We start from the raw sequence: 14,466 nt of genomic DNA on the forward strand, positions 1-14,466 counted from the left end.
GGACCGCTGACGCGGTCCCGCCCCCGGCTCGTTCGGGTCGCGTCCGGATCACAGGGTCCGGGCGGCCTTCACCACGTCGCACCGCAGGGTCCCGGCGCCGTCTGGCGGACCGGTGTACGCGCCGCCCCCGGCCTCGGTGGTCAGGACCTCCCCGGCGGGCACCTCGAAGTCCTCCAGGACGGCGGTGCCCCGCGGGCTGCCCGCCGCGTCCTTGAACGCGACGGTGGCGCTGTAGTCCATGTCCATCCGGCCGGTGTTCCTGATCCGCAGCCGCGCCGTCGTCTTCCCGGCCTCGTCCACACCGCAGTCCACGACGGTGATCTCGCGCATGACCTTCTGCTGCTTGCCGCCGCCCGAACCGCTCGAACCGCCGGTGAGCCCGCTGCCGCCGGAGCCGCCGGAGTCACCACCGCTCCCGCCCGACGAGGACGACGACGAGGAGCCGCCGCTGCCGCTGTCGTCGTCGCCGGAGCAGCCGCCTCCGTCCGACTTCCTGGCACCCGTCAGAGCCACCAGTACGACGGCGGTGACGGCCACCGCCCGTACATGACGAAGCCTCACGCTTCATTCCCCCCGTAAGAGCCCGTGAGAGGGCGCGCCGGAGCGCGCCGAGTCCATGTCGTGCCCATGCCATTCCGAGAGGAGGGCCGGGCACCCGCTGAGAACACGCACCCGGCCCCGTCGTGGTTCCCGCCGCTCCCGGACCGGTTCAACCGTCCACGAGGACACGGCAGTCGTCCGCGGCGTCCACCATGCGCGGGTCCCGCGGCTTCACCTCGACGCGCTTGGTCTGGTTCCTCCGCACGCTGACGCGCTGGGAGGAGGTGTCGACGACGTCCCCGAAGTCGTCCACCAGGTGCACGCGGACGGTGTAGGTGCCGGCGTCGCCGTCGGAGAGTTCGACCACCGTCCCCCTGGTCGGCCCGGCGCACGAGATGATCTCGGCGTCCGGCTCGTCCTTGCGCGAGGAGGAGCCGGAGGAACCGCTGCCGGCCGTCGTGCCCCGGTAGCCGCTGTAGCTCGACCGGCTGCCGGAGCTGTCCTTGCCGCAGCCGCCGCCTCCGCTCTTGCTGCTGCTCCCCCGGCCGCCGCCGCCCTTGCCGCCGCCGCTTCGGGCCTGACTGAAACCGGACAGGGCCAGTGTCACGACGGTGACGACGGCTATCAGCCTGAGATGGCGCTTCACGGAGCGCTTCATATCCGTTCTCCCCCGGTGGACGCTCGGCACGCGTACGCACCCGCTGTTGACTGCCGGACTTTCTACCAGGGTTCACGCGGCGAACGGCCCACGGGGTTCCCGCGCGGAGCGGTTCACCGGGAAATCGGGTCAGGCGCGGGCCTGGCCCGTTCCCTTGGCCGCGTCCAGCGCGTACACGCAGCGGTCCCGGCTGCACGCGAAGACCACGCCGCCCGCCACCACCGGCGAACCGGTGATCTCGCCCTCCGTGGCCAGCTTCCAGCGGAGCTGTCCCCCGACGGCGTCCAGCGTGTACAGGCAGTGGTCCGCCGAGCCGAAGTGGACCCGGCCGTCCGCCACCACCGGGGAGCCGGTGATCTCGCCGCCCGTGGCGAAGCGCCAGCGCGGGGTGCCGCTGACCGCGTCCAGCGTGTAGAGCGCGCCGCCGCTGCCCAGGTGGACCAGGCCGTCGGCCACCACCAGCGGCTCGGCGGACTGGCGGGACTCCGTCGCGATCCGCCAGCGGTCGTGGCCGTTGGCCGCGTCCAGCGCGTACACCGTGCCCAGGTAGTCCGCCAGGTAGACGCCGCCGCCCGCGATCGCCGCGCCCGGCGCGAAGGCGGGCGGGCACAGGAACGCGGCGGGGGCGTCGAAGCGCCACCGCTCCGCGCCGGTGGCCGCGTCCAGCGCGAAGACGCGCGAGCCGGCGCTCACGTACACCACGCCGTCGTCGGCGGGCAGCAGCCGCACCGGGACGCCGCCGGTCACCGAGGTGTCGCCGACCGGGTACGACCACTGCTCGGCGCCCGTGCGCGCCTCCAGCGCGTACAGCCGCCCGTCGCCCCAGGCGTAGACCGAGCCGCCCCGGATCACCGGGCCGGCCTCGGGGGTCTCGAAGTCGGTCTGCGCGCCGGACAGCTCCCACAGCCGCTCGCCGGTCGCCGCGTCCCACGCCTGGACGCCGCCGCCCCGGGTGCCCGTGACGACCGTGCCGCGGTCGGCCCGGAGGGCGTAGACCCAGCCGTCCGTCGCCAGCCGCCAGATCTCGGAGCCGTCGCGGGCGTTCAGGGCGTACAGGCTCGGGCCGTCGGAGGCGTGGACCCGGCCATTGCCCACGGCCATCGACCACGCCACCTCGCGGGTCTTGAACTGCCGCCGCCCGGTGGCCACGTCCAGCGCGTGGACCTCGAAGGAGGTGACGTACAGCAGGCCGTCGGCGACGGCCGGCGTGCCCCACACGTCGTTCGACATCCGGAAGCGCCACGGCCGCCAGCGCGGCGGCGCGGCGGTCTCGTCCGGGGACGGGGTGTGGGCCGCGGTGGCGCCGAGGGCGCCGGTGCCGCCCGTGCCCGTACCGCCGCCGGTGCCGCTCCGGCCGTCCGGCGAGCGCAGCACCCACGACGTCGGGGCGCCGACCTCGGGGGTGCGGGCCGGGGGCCGCCGCGGCCCGGGGCCGATCGGCACCTGGGCGCCCGGCAGCCGTACGGGTCCGTCACCGGGGGAGTGCGCGGGAGGGTGCGGGGGCGGCGGGACCGGGGGCGCGCTCCGGGGCGGCGCGGCCACGGACGCGGCGGGCGCTCCCCCGCCGCGCGGATCGGCGGCCGGGGGCCGCCAGTCGGCGCCGGGCCCGGCCGGAGCCGGGGCGGGAGCGTGCTCCGGAGCCCGGTGCCGGGGCCTGTGCGCGGGCTGCGCGGGCGGGCGGACCGGCCGGGACCGGCCGCCCCGGTGCCGCTCGATCAGCGCCACCGCGCCGCTCGGCAGCCACGCCGACGCCGTACCGCTGTCGTCGCCGCCGGAGGAGAACAGGTGCGGGGCGAGCTGCGCCTGGAGGTCGGCCGGGGTGGGCCGCTGGTCGGGCTCCGTCCGCATGCAGGACTCGACGAGCGGCCGCAGCTCGTCGGGCAGGCCCTCCAGGTCCGGGCCCTCGCGCAGCAGCATGAAGACGGTCTCGACGGGGTTGGCGCCGTGGTAGGGCGGGTGCCCGGTGGCGGCGAAGACCAGGGTGGAGCCGAGGGAGAAGACATCGCTGGCGCCCGTGACGCTGCGCGAGTCCCGCGCCTGCTCGGGCGACATGTACGAGGGGGTGCCGACGGCGACGTTGGTCATCGTCAGCCGCGTGTTGGACACCCCGGAGGCGATGCCGAAGTCGATCACCCGCGGACCGTCCTCCACCACCAGCACGTTGGACGGCTTCAGATCGCGGTGGACCAGGCCCGCCCCGTGGATGGACTGGAGCGCCTCGGCGACGCCGGCGGCCAGCCAGCGCACGGCCTGCACCGGGAGCGGCCCGCACTCGTTGACTATCTCCTCCAGGGACGGCGCGGGCACGTACGCGGTCGCCAGCCACGGCACCGCGGCGCGCGGGTCGGCGTCCACGACGGCGGCCGTGTAGAAGCCGCTGACCGCCCGGGCCGCCTCCACCTCGCGGGTGAAGCGGACGCGGAACAGCTGGTCCTCGGCGAGCTCGGTGCGCACCGTCTTGATCGCCACGCGCCGTCCGGAGGCCGACCGGGCCAGGTAGACCAGCCCCATGCCCCCGGCACCGAGCCGGCCGAGCACCTCGAACGGGCCGATCCGCCGCGGATCGTGCTGCGTCAGCTGCTCCACCACTTGCCTGCCACCTCCCCGTCGGGGTCGACGATCGCCGCCCCGCGCAGCTTCCCACCGCCGTACGGTCCCGCGGTCCGACAGCGATTCTTCCTGGCGAAGCCCCCGGTTGCGAACCCGGGGGCGGTGAGTCGCCCATTCCGGGGCCCGGTGTCCCGGTGCGGGGCCGCCCCGTGCCCCGCACCGCGCCCTCACGGCCTCTCCCGGCCTCCCCCGCCTCTCCTCCGCCCCTTCTCCGCCTCTCCTCCGCTTCTTCTCCCCGTCCCTCAGCGAGCCGTGGACGTGTCCAGGACGCCGAAGCGCGCGCCCTGGTTGTCGACGAGGACCGCGTAGCGGCCGAAGGGGGTGTCCCTGGGCGCCTCGACCGCGCGGCCACCCAGGCGCGCGGCCGTGCGGACGGCGGCGTCGCAGTCGGCGACCGCGAAGTAGACGAGGAAGTGGGCGGGCATCTCCACCGGGTACGTGTCGTCGATCATCGTACGGCTGCCGACGGCGTGCTCGTCGTCGGCGGGCTCGCCGGGCGGGGTCCAGACCATGATGTCGGCGGTGTCTCCGGCATCCCCGGCGTCTCCGATGTCCCCGGCACCCCCGGGCGCGGTCCGGTGGACCCTCCCGACCTCCTCCAGGCGCTCGGCCTCGGCCGCCTCGGCGGTCTCCTCGGCGGTCTCCTCCGCGGCCTCCTCGGCGGTCCCCTCCGCGTCCGCGGCCCCACCGCTCCCCCCGGCACGCGCGGAGGCCGGGTGCATGCCGTAGCCGAAGACCTCCGCGTAGAAGGCGTCCACCGCCTCCCTCTCGCGCGTGCAGACCTCGGTCCACACGTACGAGCCGGGCCTGCGCACCGTCCCGAAGCCGGTCAGCGTCCCCGGCTGCCACAGCCCGAAGGCCGCGCCGCCCGGGTCGACGGCCGTGGCCATGACCCCGGCGACCCCGGCGATCCCGGCGACCCCGGCGCCGCCGACCGCCACGGGCTCCGTGACGAGCTGGCCGCCCGCCGCGCGGATGCGCCGGGCGGTCGCCGCGGCGTCGGGCGTCGCGAAGTAGATCGTCCACGCCGTGGGCAGCCGGCCGTCCGGTTTGTGCGCGAGCGCCGCGACCCGCTCGCCGTCGAGCAGCGCGATCGTGTAGGACCCCCGTTCGGGCGGCGCCGGGTCACCAAAGGTCCAGCCGAACAGCTCGCCGTAGAAGCGCTTGCCCGCCTCCAGGTCGGGGAGCATCGCGTCGGTCCAGCAGGGTGTGCCCTCGGCGGAGGCGCCTCCGGCAGCGGCCATCTCCGGTTCCTTCCGTACGGTCCTGTCCCGATACGGGAACGCTATCCGTGGATCACCCCGCGTGCAGCGGATCACCCCATTTGGGTTCGGCCGAATCGCGAGCCGATCATCCCTCGGTAAGCTGACGACATGACAGGACAAGTACGAACTGTTGACGGTCGGGTGGCCGGACGCCGGGGCCAGGCGACGCGGCAGAAGCTGCTCACCTGCCTCGGCGAGATGCTCAGCTCGTCGCCGTACCGCGACGTCCGGGTGATCGACGTCGCACGGCGCGCGGGGACCTCCCCGGCGACCTTCTACCAGTACTTTCCGGACGTGGAGGGCGCCGTCCTGGAGCTGGCCGAGGAGATGGCCAGGGACGGCGCCTCCCTCGCCGAGCTGGCCACCGACCGCTCCTGGACCGGCAAGGCCGGCTGGCGGACGGCGGAGGAGCTGGTGGACGGCTTCCTCTCCTTCTGGCAGCGGAACGACGCGATCCTGCGGGTGGTGGACCTGGGCGCGGCGGAGGGGGATAAACGATTCTCCAAGATCCGCACGAAGGTCCTGAGCGGGATCACCGGCCCCCTGTCCGACTCCATCGGGCAGCTCCAGTCCAAGGGCAAGGCGGATGCGGGAACCAGCCCGGCGGCCGTCGCGGGATGCCTGGTGTCGATGCTCGCCTCGGTGGCCGGCCAGCAGAAGGCCGCCCAGAGCTGGGGCGCCAAGAAGGCCGACCTGAAGCCGAGCCTCGCCTACCTGCTCTACCTCGGCGTCACGGGCCGCAAGCCCACCCGGTAGGCCCCGGCCGCGAGCCGCGGGCCGCCCGCCCGGCTCCCGTCCCGTCCCCTGCTCCTGTCCGCCCCCGTTCCCGTCCGCTCCTGTCCGTCCACCGCCCGGCTCCCCGGGCGGCCGGCTCCTGTCACCGGCCGCCCGGGGAGCCCACGCCGTCAGAAGCGGCTGTACAGCAGCCGGTTCGGCGAGCCCTCCCCCGGCCCCGTCACCCGGCCGGCGCTCGCCGCCGCCAGCAGCACCCGGTTCACCGCCGCGGGCGTGGCGGCCGGGTTCCTCGAGACGTGGAGCGCCGCGGCGCCCGTCACGTGCGGCGCCGACATCGAGGTGCCGCTCATCGTCTTCACCGCCGTGTCCGAGTCGATCCCGGCCGACGGGATGGACGAGCCCGGCGCGAAGACGTCGACGCAGGCGCCGTGGTTGGACCAGCTCGGCTTCGAGTCGTCCCGCGCCGTCGAGGCCACGGTGATCACGGACGGCTCGCGGGCGGGCGACTGGGTGCACGCGTCGGTGGCCTTGTTGCCGGCCGAGACCACGACGGTGATCCCCGCGGCGACCATCCTCCGCACCGCCGCGTCCTTGGCCTCGCTCGCGGCGCCGCCGATGCTGACGTTGGCGACGGCGGGCTTGACGGCGTTCTTCACGACCCAGTCGTAGCCGGCCAGCACGCCCTCGGTGGTGCCCGAGTTCTCGCAGTTGAGCACCCGCACCGCGACCAGCTTCACGCCCTTGGCGACGCCGTGCGCCGCGCCCCCCACGATGCCCGCCACGTGCGTGCCGTGCCCGTGGCAGTCGGCGGCCGTCCTGTCGCCGTCGACGAAGTCGTAGCCGTAGGAGGCGCGCCCGCCGAACTCCCGGTGGGCGATGTTGACGCCGGAGTCCACGACGTACGCGGTGACGTTCGACGCCGTGGTGTCGTAGCCGTAGCTCGCGTCGAGCGGCAGGTCGCGCTGGTCGATGCGGTCCAGGCCCCAGGCCGGACCGGCCTGGACGCCCGGTACGGCCGGCAGGGCGTCGCCGCGCTCGACGCGGTTGGCCTCGACGTACGCCACCGAGGGGTCGGCGGCCAGGCGCCGGGCCTGCTTCTCGGTGGCCCGGAGCGAGAAGCCCTTGAGCGCCGAGGCGTAGGTGCGGTCCGCCTCTCCGCCGAAGGCGCCGGTCAGCTCCTCCGCCCTGTCCCGTACGCCTCCCGCCGTCCTCAGCCCGCCGGCCCGGTCGCCGGAGTCCTTCAGCACCACGATGTACTCGCCGTCCAGCGCGTTCGGCGCGTCGGCGCCCCGGACCGTCCCCAGGGGGGCGGGCTCGGGGCCGGGGGCGGCGGCTGACGCCGTCGTGGCGGTGGTGCCCGTCAGGACGAGTGCCGCCAGGGCGGCGCCGACGGCTATGCGGGGTCTTCTGGCCTTCTTCACCGTGTGATCTCTCTTCGATGGGAGTGCGTTGGAGAGTGCTCACGGTTGTAGCCGATGGGGTGTCACCCGGGGGCACCGGGGTGCCACGGCACGGCTGCGCCCCGGTGCACTTCCGTGCCACCCCCGCCGCACGACACCGCGCACCGCCGCACGACACCGCGCACCGCCGTGCACCGCCGCATGACGTGGTCGGCGCCTCGCGCCCGGCGCCTCACAGCCAGCCCCGCCGCTGCGCCTGGAGGGCGAGCTGGAAGCGGGTTCCCGCGCCGGCCTGCGCCATCAGCAGTTCCATGCGGCGGAAGAACGTGCGGCGGCTGACGCCCAGTTCGCGGATGATCTGGCTGTCGGGCGCCCCGGCGACCAGCATGGCCAGGATGCGGCGCTCGGCCGGTCCGGGCCGCGCCCCGCCCGGCGCGGCGGCCCCGCTCTCGGGGTGGATGGGCAGGGCCCGGTCCCAGTACGCCTCGAACAGCGCCCGCAGCACGGCCAGTAACGCGCCCGGCCGCACCACGAGCATGCTGCGGCTGACGTCCACGTCGGCGATGGACATCGAGACGAAGCCGACGCGGTCGTCCACCACCATGAGCTTCACCGGCAGCCGGGGCGCCACCCGGGCCTCCTCGCCCGCGTCCACGCACGGCTGGACGTTCCCGGTGAGGTAGCCGGGGTGGGCGAGCGACGTCCGGGTGTACACCACCCGGTACCGCACCCCGCGGCGCAGCTGCCCGACCTCCTCCTTGGCGCCGCGCTCGGTGTCCCAGAAGTACGGCGGCGAGTCGAACCGCAGCACCTCCTGCCGCGCCCCGCCCATCGCCTCCCCCAGCACCCGCTCGATGTCGTCCCCGGTCACCTCCTCGGCGACCGAGCCGCCCACGGCCGACGGCGTACGGCGGCGGTAGCGCTCGTAGGCGCGCGCGACCGCCGAGCGGGCCTCCTCCAGCCGCAGCATCTCGCGCCGGGAGAGCAGTTCCAGCGCGGACGCGGGCGGTACGGGCACCAGTCCGCCGGCGGGGCCCCCGTCGTCGGGCACCTCGGCCGCCAGGCCGAGGTCGAGCAGCGCGCGCCGCGCGCCGGCGGGGCCCGGGGACGCCGGGCCGCCCGTCAGCAGCGCCACGTACAGGGCGACGGCCCCGCCGTCCACGCCGAGCGCGGACAGGTGGGCCGCCAGGGCGTCGGGGCGCGGTGCCTCCGCCGACGTCTCGCCTCCGTCACGCCTCACGGTGCGGCACCTTAGTGCCGCTGTCCCCGAGGTGTCACCGGTCGTCCGCGCGCCGGTGTACAACGTCTGCGTGCGCCGCTCGCCGGCCGGACCGCGGTCCCGGTCGCCGGGCGGGGCGCCGCCCGCTCCGTGGCGACGACCACGGCCCGGCGCCCGGGTGGTCCCCCCGGGCGCCGCGCGGGACACGGAGGCGGGGCGGTGAGGCTCCCGGGTGTCCGGCCCCAGGACGCAGGTCCCGCGTCCGGGCCGCCGGGCACACGGGAGGGGAACCGGTGAGGAACCGGGGTGCAGTGCGATCGGCGATGCCTCCCCGCATCGCGGCGGGGCCGCCGGGACGGCGCGTCCCGGCGGCCCCGCCCACCACGGCCCACCGCGGCCCGGCACGGTTCCGTCCGGTGCCGTGCGGTGCCGCCCGGCTCCCCGCCGGGGATCCGCACAGACATCCCCCGCCGTTCTCTGTCGGGTCGCACGGATTAGCGGACGCGGTGCCGGAGCAGGCTGAGGGAGTGACGACGACAAGCACGGAGACGTACGGGGACCGGCTTCCGGCGGTGCGGCTGCCCGGGTTCACCGGGGCCGACCTGGAGGAGATCTGCGGCGGCTCCGACGACCCCTTCGAGGTCGTCGGGCTGTCCATGGCCTGGCGGCCCAAGGAGGAGCACTTCGGCGTCCGGCTCGACGGCCGTCTGGTGGCGCACGCGGGCCTGGTGACCGTACCGGTGTCGTTCGCGGGCTCGCGCGTCGAGGCGGTGGGCCTGGGCGGGGTGATCGTCGCGCCCGGCCTGCGCGGGCGGGGCCTGGCGCGGACGGTCGTCACGGCCGCGATGGAGCACGCGCGCGGCATGGGCCCCGAGGTCGGCCTGCTCTTCTGCTGGCCGGAGCACATGCCGGTGTACGAGGCCCTGGGATGGCGGGAGTTGGAGGAGCACGTCCGCGTCGAGCAGCCCGACGGCCTGGTGACCATGCCGATGCGCACCATGTGGACGCCGCTGCGCGAGGGCGCCGACTGGCCGCCCGGACCGGTGTGCCTGCTGTCGCTGCCCATGTGAGGCGCCGGGCCCGCGCCCCCGGCCCCGCGCACCGGGACCGCCGCCACGATCGCCCGGCGTTCCCGGGCGACTTCGGGGTACCGGGAGGAGGACGTCCGGCCGGCCCGCCGTCCGACCGCCCCCGCGCGGCGGGCCGTCGCGGCGGCCGGAGACCGGGCGCGCGGGGGAGGAAGCGGGGCATAGACTCATGGGCATGCACATGTCCGACGACAGCAGACCCGTGCACATCATCGGAGGCGGGCCGGGCGGGCTGGCCACCGCGGCGGCCCTCCGGCGGCGCGGCATCCGGTCCGTGGTGCTGGAGAGGTCCGACTCTGTCGGGGCCTCCTGGCGCGGCCACTACGACCGGCTGCGCCTGCACACCACGCGCCGCCGGTCCGCGCTGCCCGGGCTGCCGATCCCGCGCTCGTACGGGCGCTGGGTGCGCCGGGACGACCTGGTGCGCTACCTGGAGGAGTACGCGCTCCACCACCGGCTGGAGATCGCCGCGGGCGTGGAGGTCAACCGCATCGACCGCGCCGACGACGGCAGCTGGGTGCTGCGGGCGAACGGCGGCCGGGAGCTGGTCGCGCCGGTGGTCGTGGTGGCCACCGGGCACAACCACACCCCGCGCGTGCCCGACTGGCCCGGCCGCGACTCCTTCGAGGGCGAGCTGCTGCACGCCCGCTCCTACCGCGACGCACGGCCGTACGAGGGCAGGGACGTGCTGGTCGTCGGCAGCGGCAACACCGGTGCCGAGATAGCCCTGGACCTCGCCGAGGGCGGCGCGGCCCGGGTGCGGCTCGCGGTGCGCACCCCGCCCCACATCGTCCGCCGCTCCACGCTGGGCTGGCCCGCGCAGGCCACCGGCATCGCGGTGCGGCGGCTGCCGGTGCGCGTGGTGGACGGGATGGCCCGCGGGCTGGCGAAGGTCTCCCTGCCGGACCTGTCGCGCCACGGCCTGCCGCGTCCGGAGGCCGGCCTGTACACACGGGTGCGGCAGGGCGCGATCCCCGTCCAGGACACGGGCTTCGTCAAGGCCGTGCGGCAGGGGCGGATAGAGCCGGTGGCGGCGGTGGAGTCCTTCGACGGGCCCAAGGTCGCCCTCGCCGACGGCGGCACGATCGCCCCCGACGCCGTCATAGCGGCCACCGGCTACCGGCGCGGGCTGGAGGAGATGGTCGGCCACCTCGGCGTGCTGGACGAGCGCGGGCTGCCCCGCGTGTGCGGCCGCCGTACGCTGCCCACCGCCGCGGGCCTGTACTTCACCGGCTACACCAACCCCATCAGCGGCATGCTCCGCGAACTGGCCATCGACGCGCGGAGGATAGCCCGCGCCGTCGCCCGCACGACGACCGGATGACGGGCCCGGCGGCGGCCCGGCGGCATCGAGCCCGGCGGGACGCCGCTGGATGCGGCGCGGCGCGAACCGGCCGAGGGGACCGGGCCGGACCCGGCAGCGGTCCCCGACCGGCCGGTGCCCGTCGACCGCGGCGTGCGGTGGGGGGCCGGCGGTACACCGGCACGGCCCCCCTCTTCCCGGCCCGCTTCGGCGGGGAGCGGCCGCCGGTGTCACGGGTCGGCCCGCACGCGTACGCCCGGGTGCCGTGGCCGGAGCCGGGCGGCCCCTGGCGGAGCCGGGAACGAGGCCGAGAACGGAGCCGGAGCCGAGAACGGAGCCGGGGCCGGTTCACGCCGTGACGGCCACCTCCGGACGCCGGCGGATCACCAGGGCCATCAGGGCCGCCGCCGCGCACAGCGCGCCCGAGGCGGTCCACACCGGGTCGTAGGAGCCGAAGGCGTCGCGGGCCATGCCGCCGAGGAAGGCGACGAGCCCGGCGCCGATCTGGTGGGAGGCGAGCACCCAGCCGAAGACGATCGCGCCGTCCGCGCCGTAGTGCTCGCGGCACAGGGCGATGGTGGGCGGGACGGTGGCCACCCAGTCCAGGCCGTAGAAGACGATGAAGAAGATCATCGGCGGACGGACGTCCGGAGCCAGCAGCAGCGGCAGGAAGAGCAGCGAGACGCCGCGCAGCGCGTAGTAGACGGCCAGCAGGCGGCGGGAGTCGAAGCGGTCGGTGAGCCAGCCGGAGAAGACCGTGCCCACGATGTCGAAGACGCCGATCACGGCGAGCAGCGAGGCGGCGGCCGTGATCGGCATGCCGTGGTCGTGGGCGGCGGGCACGAAGTGGGTCTTGACCAGGCCGTTGGTGGAGGCGCCGCAGATGGCGAAGGTGCCGGCGAGCAGCCAGAACGGCCCGGTCCGCGCGGCGTCGCGCAGGGCGCGCACCGCCCGGACGGCGGCGCCCGGCGCGGGCGCGGGCTTCGGCACGAACTCCGTCGCGCCGTAGGGCGGCAGACCCACGTCGGCGGGGTGGTCGCGCAGCAGCAGCCAGACGAACGGCACGACCGCGAGCGCCGCCAGGGCGACGGTCACCGCGGCGGGCCGCCAGTCGTGGCGCGCGACGATCCAGGACAGCAGCGGCAGGAAGACGAGCTGGCCGGAGGCCCCGGCCGCGGTGAGGAGGCCGGTGACCAGACCGCGGCGGGCGGCGAACCACCGGTTGGCGACGGTCGCGGAGAACGCCAGCGCCATCGAGCCGCTGCCCAGACCGACGATCACGCCCCAGGAGAGCACGAGCTGCCAGGGCTCGGTCATGAACACCGCCGAGCCCGCCCCGGCCGCGATGAGGGTCAGCGCGCAGGCCACGACGCGGCGGATGCCGAAGCGGTCCATGAGGGAGGCGGCGAAGGGCGCGGTCAGCCCGTAGAGGGCGAGGTTGACGGAGACGGCGAAGCCGATCGTGCCGCGCGACCAGCCGAACTCCGTGTGCAGCGGGTCGATCAGCAGGCCGGGCAGGGAGGCGAAGGCCGCCGCGCCGACGATGGTCACGAACGCGACGGCGGCCACGTACCAGGCGGGGTGCACGCGCGGGGCGCGGCGGCGGGCCGGGGGCGCGGGAGCGGCGCTCCGGGCGTCCTCCACGCCCGGCGCGCCCTCCGCGCCGTCGGCGGGCAGGGTCCGGGATGTCTGGGTCACGCCCCCACCCTGGCCGCCGGAACAGGACGGAACGAGTGGCCGGAAGGCCACGATATGAAAGGATCGGGCCATGAGCCCCGCCGTCTTCCGCCGCCCCGGACGCCACCGGGTCGCCGTCCTCGTGCGCCACGGCCTGCTCCCCATCGAACTCGGCATCCCGCACCGGATCATGGGCAAGGCGCTCTCGGCCGCCGGCGAGCCGCTGTACGAGGTCGTCACCTGCGCGCTGGAGCCGGGACCGGTGCGCACCGACGCCGACTTCACCGTCACCGTCGAGCACGGTCCCGAGGCGCTGGCCGAGGCCGACACCGTGATCGTCCCGGCCGCCCACGAGGACGACCCGACGTACACCGAGGGCCGTCTGACCCCCGCGCAGGCCGACGCCCTCGCCCGCGTCCGGCCCGGCGCCCGCATCGCGTCGATCTGCACCGGCGCCTTCGTGCTGGCCGCGGCCGGGCTGCTCGACGGACGCCGCGCGACGACGCACTGGGCGTCGTGCGACCGCCTCCAGCGGCTGTACCCGGCCGTGAAGGTCGATCCGGACGTGCTGTACGTGGACGACGGCTCCGTGCTGACCTCGGCCGGCGTCGCCTCCGGCATCGACCTGTGCCTGCACATGGTGCGCGGCGACCACGGCGCCGCGGTGGCCAACGACGTGGCCCGCCGCACCGTCGTGCCGCCGCACCGCGACGGCGGCCAGGCGCAGTACGTGCGGCGGCCCGTACCGGAGCCGCAGCTCCGCACCACCGGGGCGGCCCGCGCGTGGGCGCTGCGGCACCTGGAACGGCCGGTCACCCTGCGGGAGTTGGCCGAGAAGGAGTCGATGAGCGTGCGGACCTTCACCCGCCGCTTCCGCGAGGAGGCCGGGACGAGCCCGCTCCAGTGGCTCACCCGGCAGCGGATCGAGCGCGCCCGGCACCTGCTGGAGAGCAGCGACCTGCCCGTGGAGCGGGTGGCGGCGGAGTCGGGCTTCGGCACGGCCGCCTCGCTGCGGCAGCACTTCCAGGCGGCGCTGGGCGTCCCACCGGCCGCGTACCGCCGCACCTTCCGTACGGCCGCGGGTCGTTGAGCGCCGGCCGCCGGGAGCGGCGAGGCGGGTGGCGGCGCGCCCCTGCGCACACCGAGCACGGCACGGCGGGCCGCCACCCGGCTCCGGCGTTCAGGCCCTGCCCCTCCTACCGGAGCGGCTGACGCCGGATCGCGACCCGTACTCGCCGAGGCACCGCGGCGCCTCGACGTCCCCTCGCGACGGGGTCGCTGCCACAAGGGTGATCAAACCGGCATGTTTCGTCAATACCCTCCCGGAGCAACGGATCTGTCCGGGCGTCAGGTCCGGGCCGGCTGGACACGCCATCCACCGTACGCGCCCTCCGGGAGCGACTCGGCGGCCGCGGCCCTTCCGGCGTCCCGGACGTCCGCGCCCGCCGCCCCCGCGCCGCTCCCCCGGTCCAGCTCGCACCAGATGCGCTTGCCGGCGCCCTCCTGGAGCCAGCCCCAGCGGTCGGCGAGCCCGCCCACCAGTTCCAGGCCGCGGCCGCCGGTGTCGTCGCCCTCGGCCCGGCGCCGCCTCGGCGGGCTGCCGCTGGCGTCGGCGACCTCGACCCGCACGGTCCCCTCCCCCGCCGCGGGGCACCCGGAGAACAGCAGGCGCAGCACCGCGGGACGCCCGGTGTGCACGACGGCGTTGGTGACCAGTTCGGACACCAGCAGCACCAGCGTCTCCGCCAGCGACTCCTCCGGCTCCACACCGAACCCGGCCAGTCTCGACCGGGTCCATCTTCGGGCCCTGCCCACCTCCCTGGGGTCGGTTCCGACCTCCAGTTGCACCTGAAGCATCTGCACCCTTCACACCGTCCATGCCCGGGGCCGTACGGTCCCGCGCCGACGCGAGACCACTGTCCGTTCCCCCGGTGGTGCACAGAGTGCTGGACCCGTCACCGCGGCAACAAG

12 protein-coding genes are annotated in these 14,466 nt (G+C 75.8%); 4 read left to right on the forward strand and 8 right to left on the reverse strand.

Annotated features, from left to right (window positions below):
- Positions 1 to 48: 48 nt before the first annotated feature.
- From QC029_RS20360 to QC029_RS20375, 4 genes are all read right to left on the reverse strand, one after another.
- Positions 49 to 561 carry a hypothetical protein gene (locus QC029_RS20360; RefSeq protein ID WP_279557150.1) on the reverse strand — a complete coding sequence of 171 codons (513 nt, stop codon included), beginning with the start codon at positions 559 to 561 and terminating at the stop codon, positions 49 to 51.
- Positions 562 to 709: 148 nt separating this feature from the next.
- Complete coding sequence (locus tag QC029_RS20365; protein ID WP_279557151.1) at positions 710 to 1,198, reverse strand: hypothetical protein; 489 nt, start codon at positions 1,196 to 1,198, stop codon at positions 710 to 712.
- Positions 1,199 to 1,327: 129 nt separating this feature from the next.
- Positions 1,328 to 3,787 carry a PQQ-binding-like beta-propeller repeat protein gene (locus QC029_RS20370; RefSeq protein ID WP_279557152.1) on the reverse strand — a complete coding sequence of 820 codons (2,460 nt, stop codon included), beginning with the start codon at positions 3,785 to 3,787 and terminating at the stop codon, positions 1,328 to 1,330.
- A 263-nt stretch (positions 3,788 to 4,050) separates the two neighbouring features.
- On the reverse strand, positions 4,051 to 5,052 hold the full coding sequence (locus tag QC029_RS20375; RefSeq protein WP_279557153.1) for a VOC family protein: 1,002 nt from the start codon (positions 5,050 to 5,052) through the stop codon (positions 4,051 to 4,053).
- Between the two features lie 129 nt (positions 5,053 to 5,181).
- Between QC029_RS20375 and QC029_RS20380 the strand changes: the two genes are divergently transcribed.
- Complete coding sequence (locus QC029_RS20380) at positions 5,182 to 5,829, forward strand: TetR family transcriptional regulator (RefSeq protein WP_279557154.1); 648 nt, start codon at positions 5,182 to 5,184, stop codon at positions 5,827 to 5,829.
- A 149-nt stretch (positions 5,830 to 5,978) separates the two neighbouring features.
- Here the strand turns inward: QC029_RS20380 and QC029_RS20385 are convergent, their stop codons facing one another.
- Positions 5,979 to 7,229 (reverse strand): S8 family peptidase, encoded by a 1,251-nt coding sequence (locus QC029_RS20385; protein WP_279557155.1) that lies wholly within the window; start codon positions 7,227 to 7,229, stop codon positions 5,979 to 5,981.
- Between the two features lie 211 nt (positions 7,230 to 7,440).
- Positions 7,441 to 8,448: a LuxR family transcriptional regulator gene (locus tag QC029_RS20390; protein WP_279557156.1), complete on the reverse strand. Its 1,008-nt coding sequence runs from the start codon at positions 8,446 to 8,448 to the stop codon at positions 7,441 to 7,443.
- Positions 8,449 to 8,954: 506 nt separating this feature from the next.
- Here QC029_RS20390 and QC029_RS20395 point away from each other — a divergent pair.
- Together QC029_RS20395 and QC029_RS20400 are read left to right on the forward strand one after the other, a co-directional pair.
- Positions 8,955 to 9,497, forward strand: coding sequence for a GNAT family N-acetyltransferase (locus QC029_RS20395; RefSeq protein ID WP_279557157.1), 543 nt, complete (start codon positions 8,955 to 8,957; stop codon positions 9,495 to 9,497).
- Positions 9,498 to 9,696: 199 nt separating this feature from the next.
- The gene (locus QC029_RS20400; RefSeq protein ID WP_279557192.1) at positions 9,697 to 10,839 is read left to right on the forward strand and encodes an NAD(P)-binding domain-containing protein; all 1,143 of its coding nucleotides are present in this window, start codon (positions 9,697 to 9,699) and stop codon (positions 10,837 to 10,839) included.
- A gap of 327 nt (positions 10,840 to 11,166) precedes the next feature.
- Here QC029_RS20400 and QC029_RS20405 read toward each other — a convergent pair whose 3' ends face one another.
- On the reverse strand, positions 11,167 to 12,462 hold the full coding sequence (locus QC029_RS20405) for an MFS transporter (protein WP_279557193.1): 1,296 nt from the start codon (positions 12,460 to 12,462) through the stop codon (positions 11,167 to 11,169).
- A gap of 124 nt (positions 12,463 to 12,586) precedes the next feature.
- On the opposite strand from QC029_RS20405, the gene QC029_RS20410 reads away from it, so the two are divergent.
- Positions 12,587 to 13,585 carry a helix-turn-helix domain-containing protein gene (locus tag QC029_RS20410; protein ID WP_279557158.1) on the forward strand — a complete coding sequence of 333 codons (999 nt, stop codon included), beginning with the start codon at positions 12,587 to 12,589 and terminating at the stop codon, positions 13,583 to 13,585.
- 257 nt (positions 13,586 to 13,842) lie between these two features.
- Here QC029_RS20410 and QC029_RS20415 read toward each other — a convergent pair whose 3' ends face one another.
- Complete coding sequence (locus QC029_RS20415; protein WP_279557159.1) at positions 13,843 to 14,358, reverse strand: anti-sigma regulatory factor; 516 nt, start codon at positions 14,356 to 14,358, stop codon at positions 13,843 to 13,845.
- Positions 14,359 to 14,466: the final 108 nt, after the last annotated feature.

Origin of the sequence: Streptomyces sp. DH37 (assembly GCF_029813835.1) — a bacterium.
Lineage (GTDB): Bacteria > Actinomycetota > Actinomycetes > Streptomycetales > Streptomycetaceae > Streptomyces.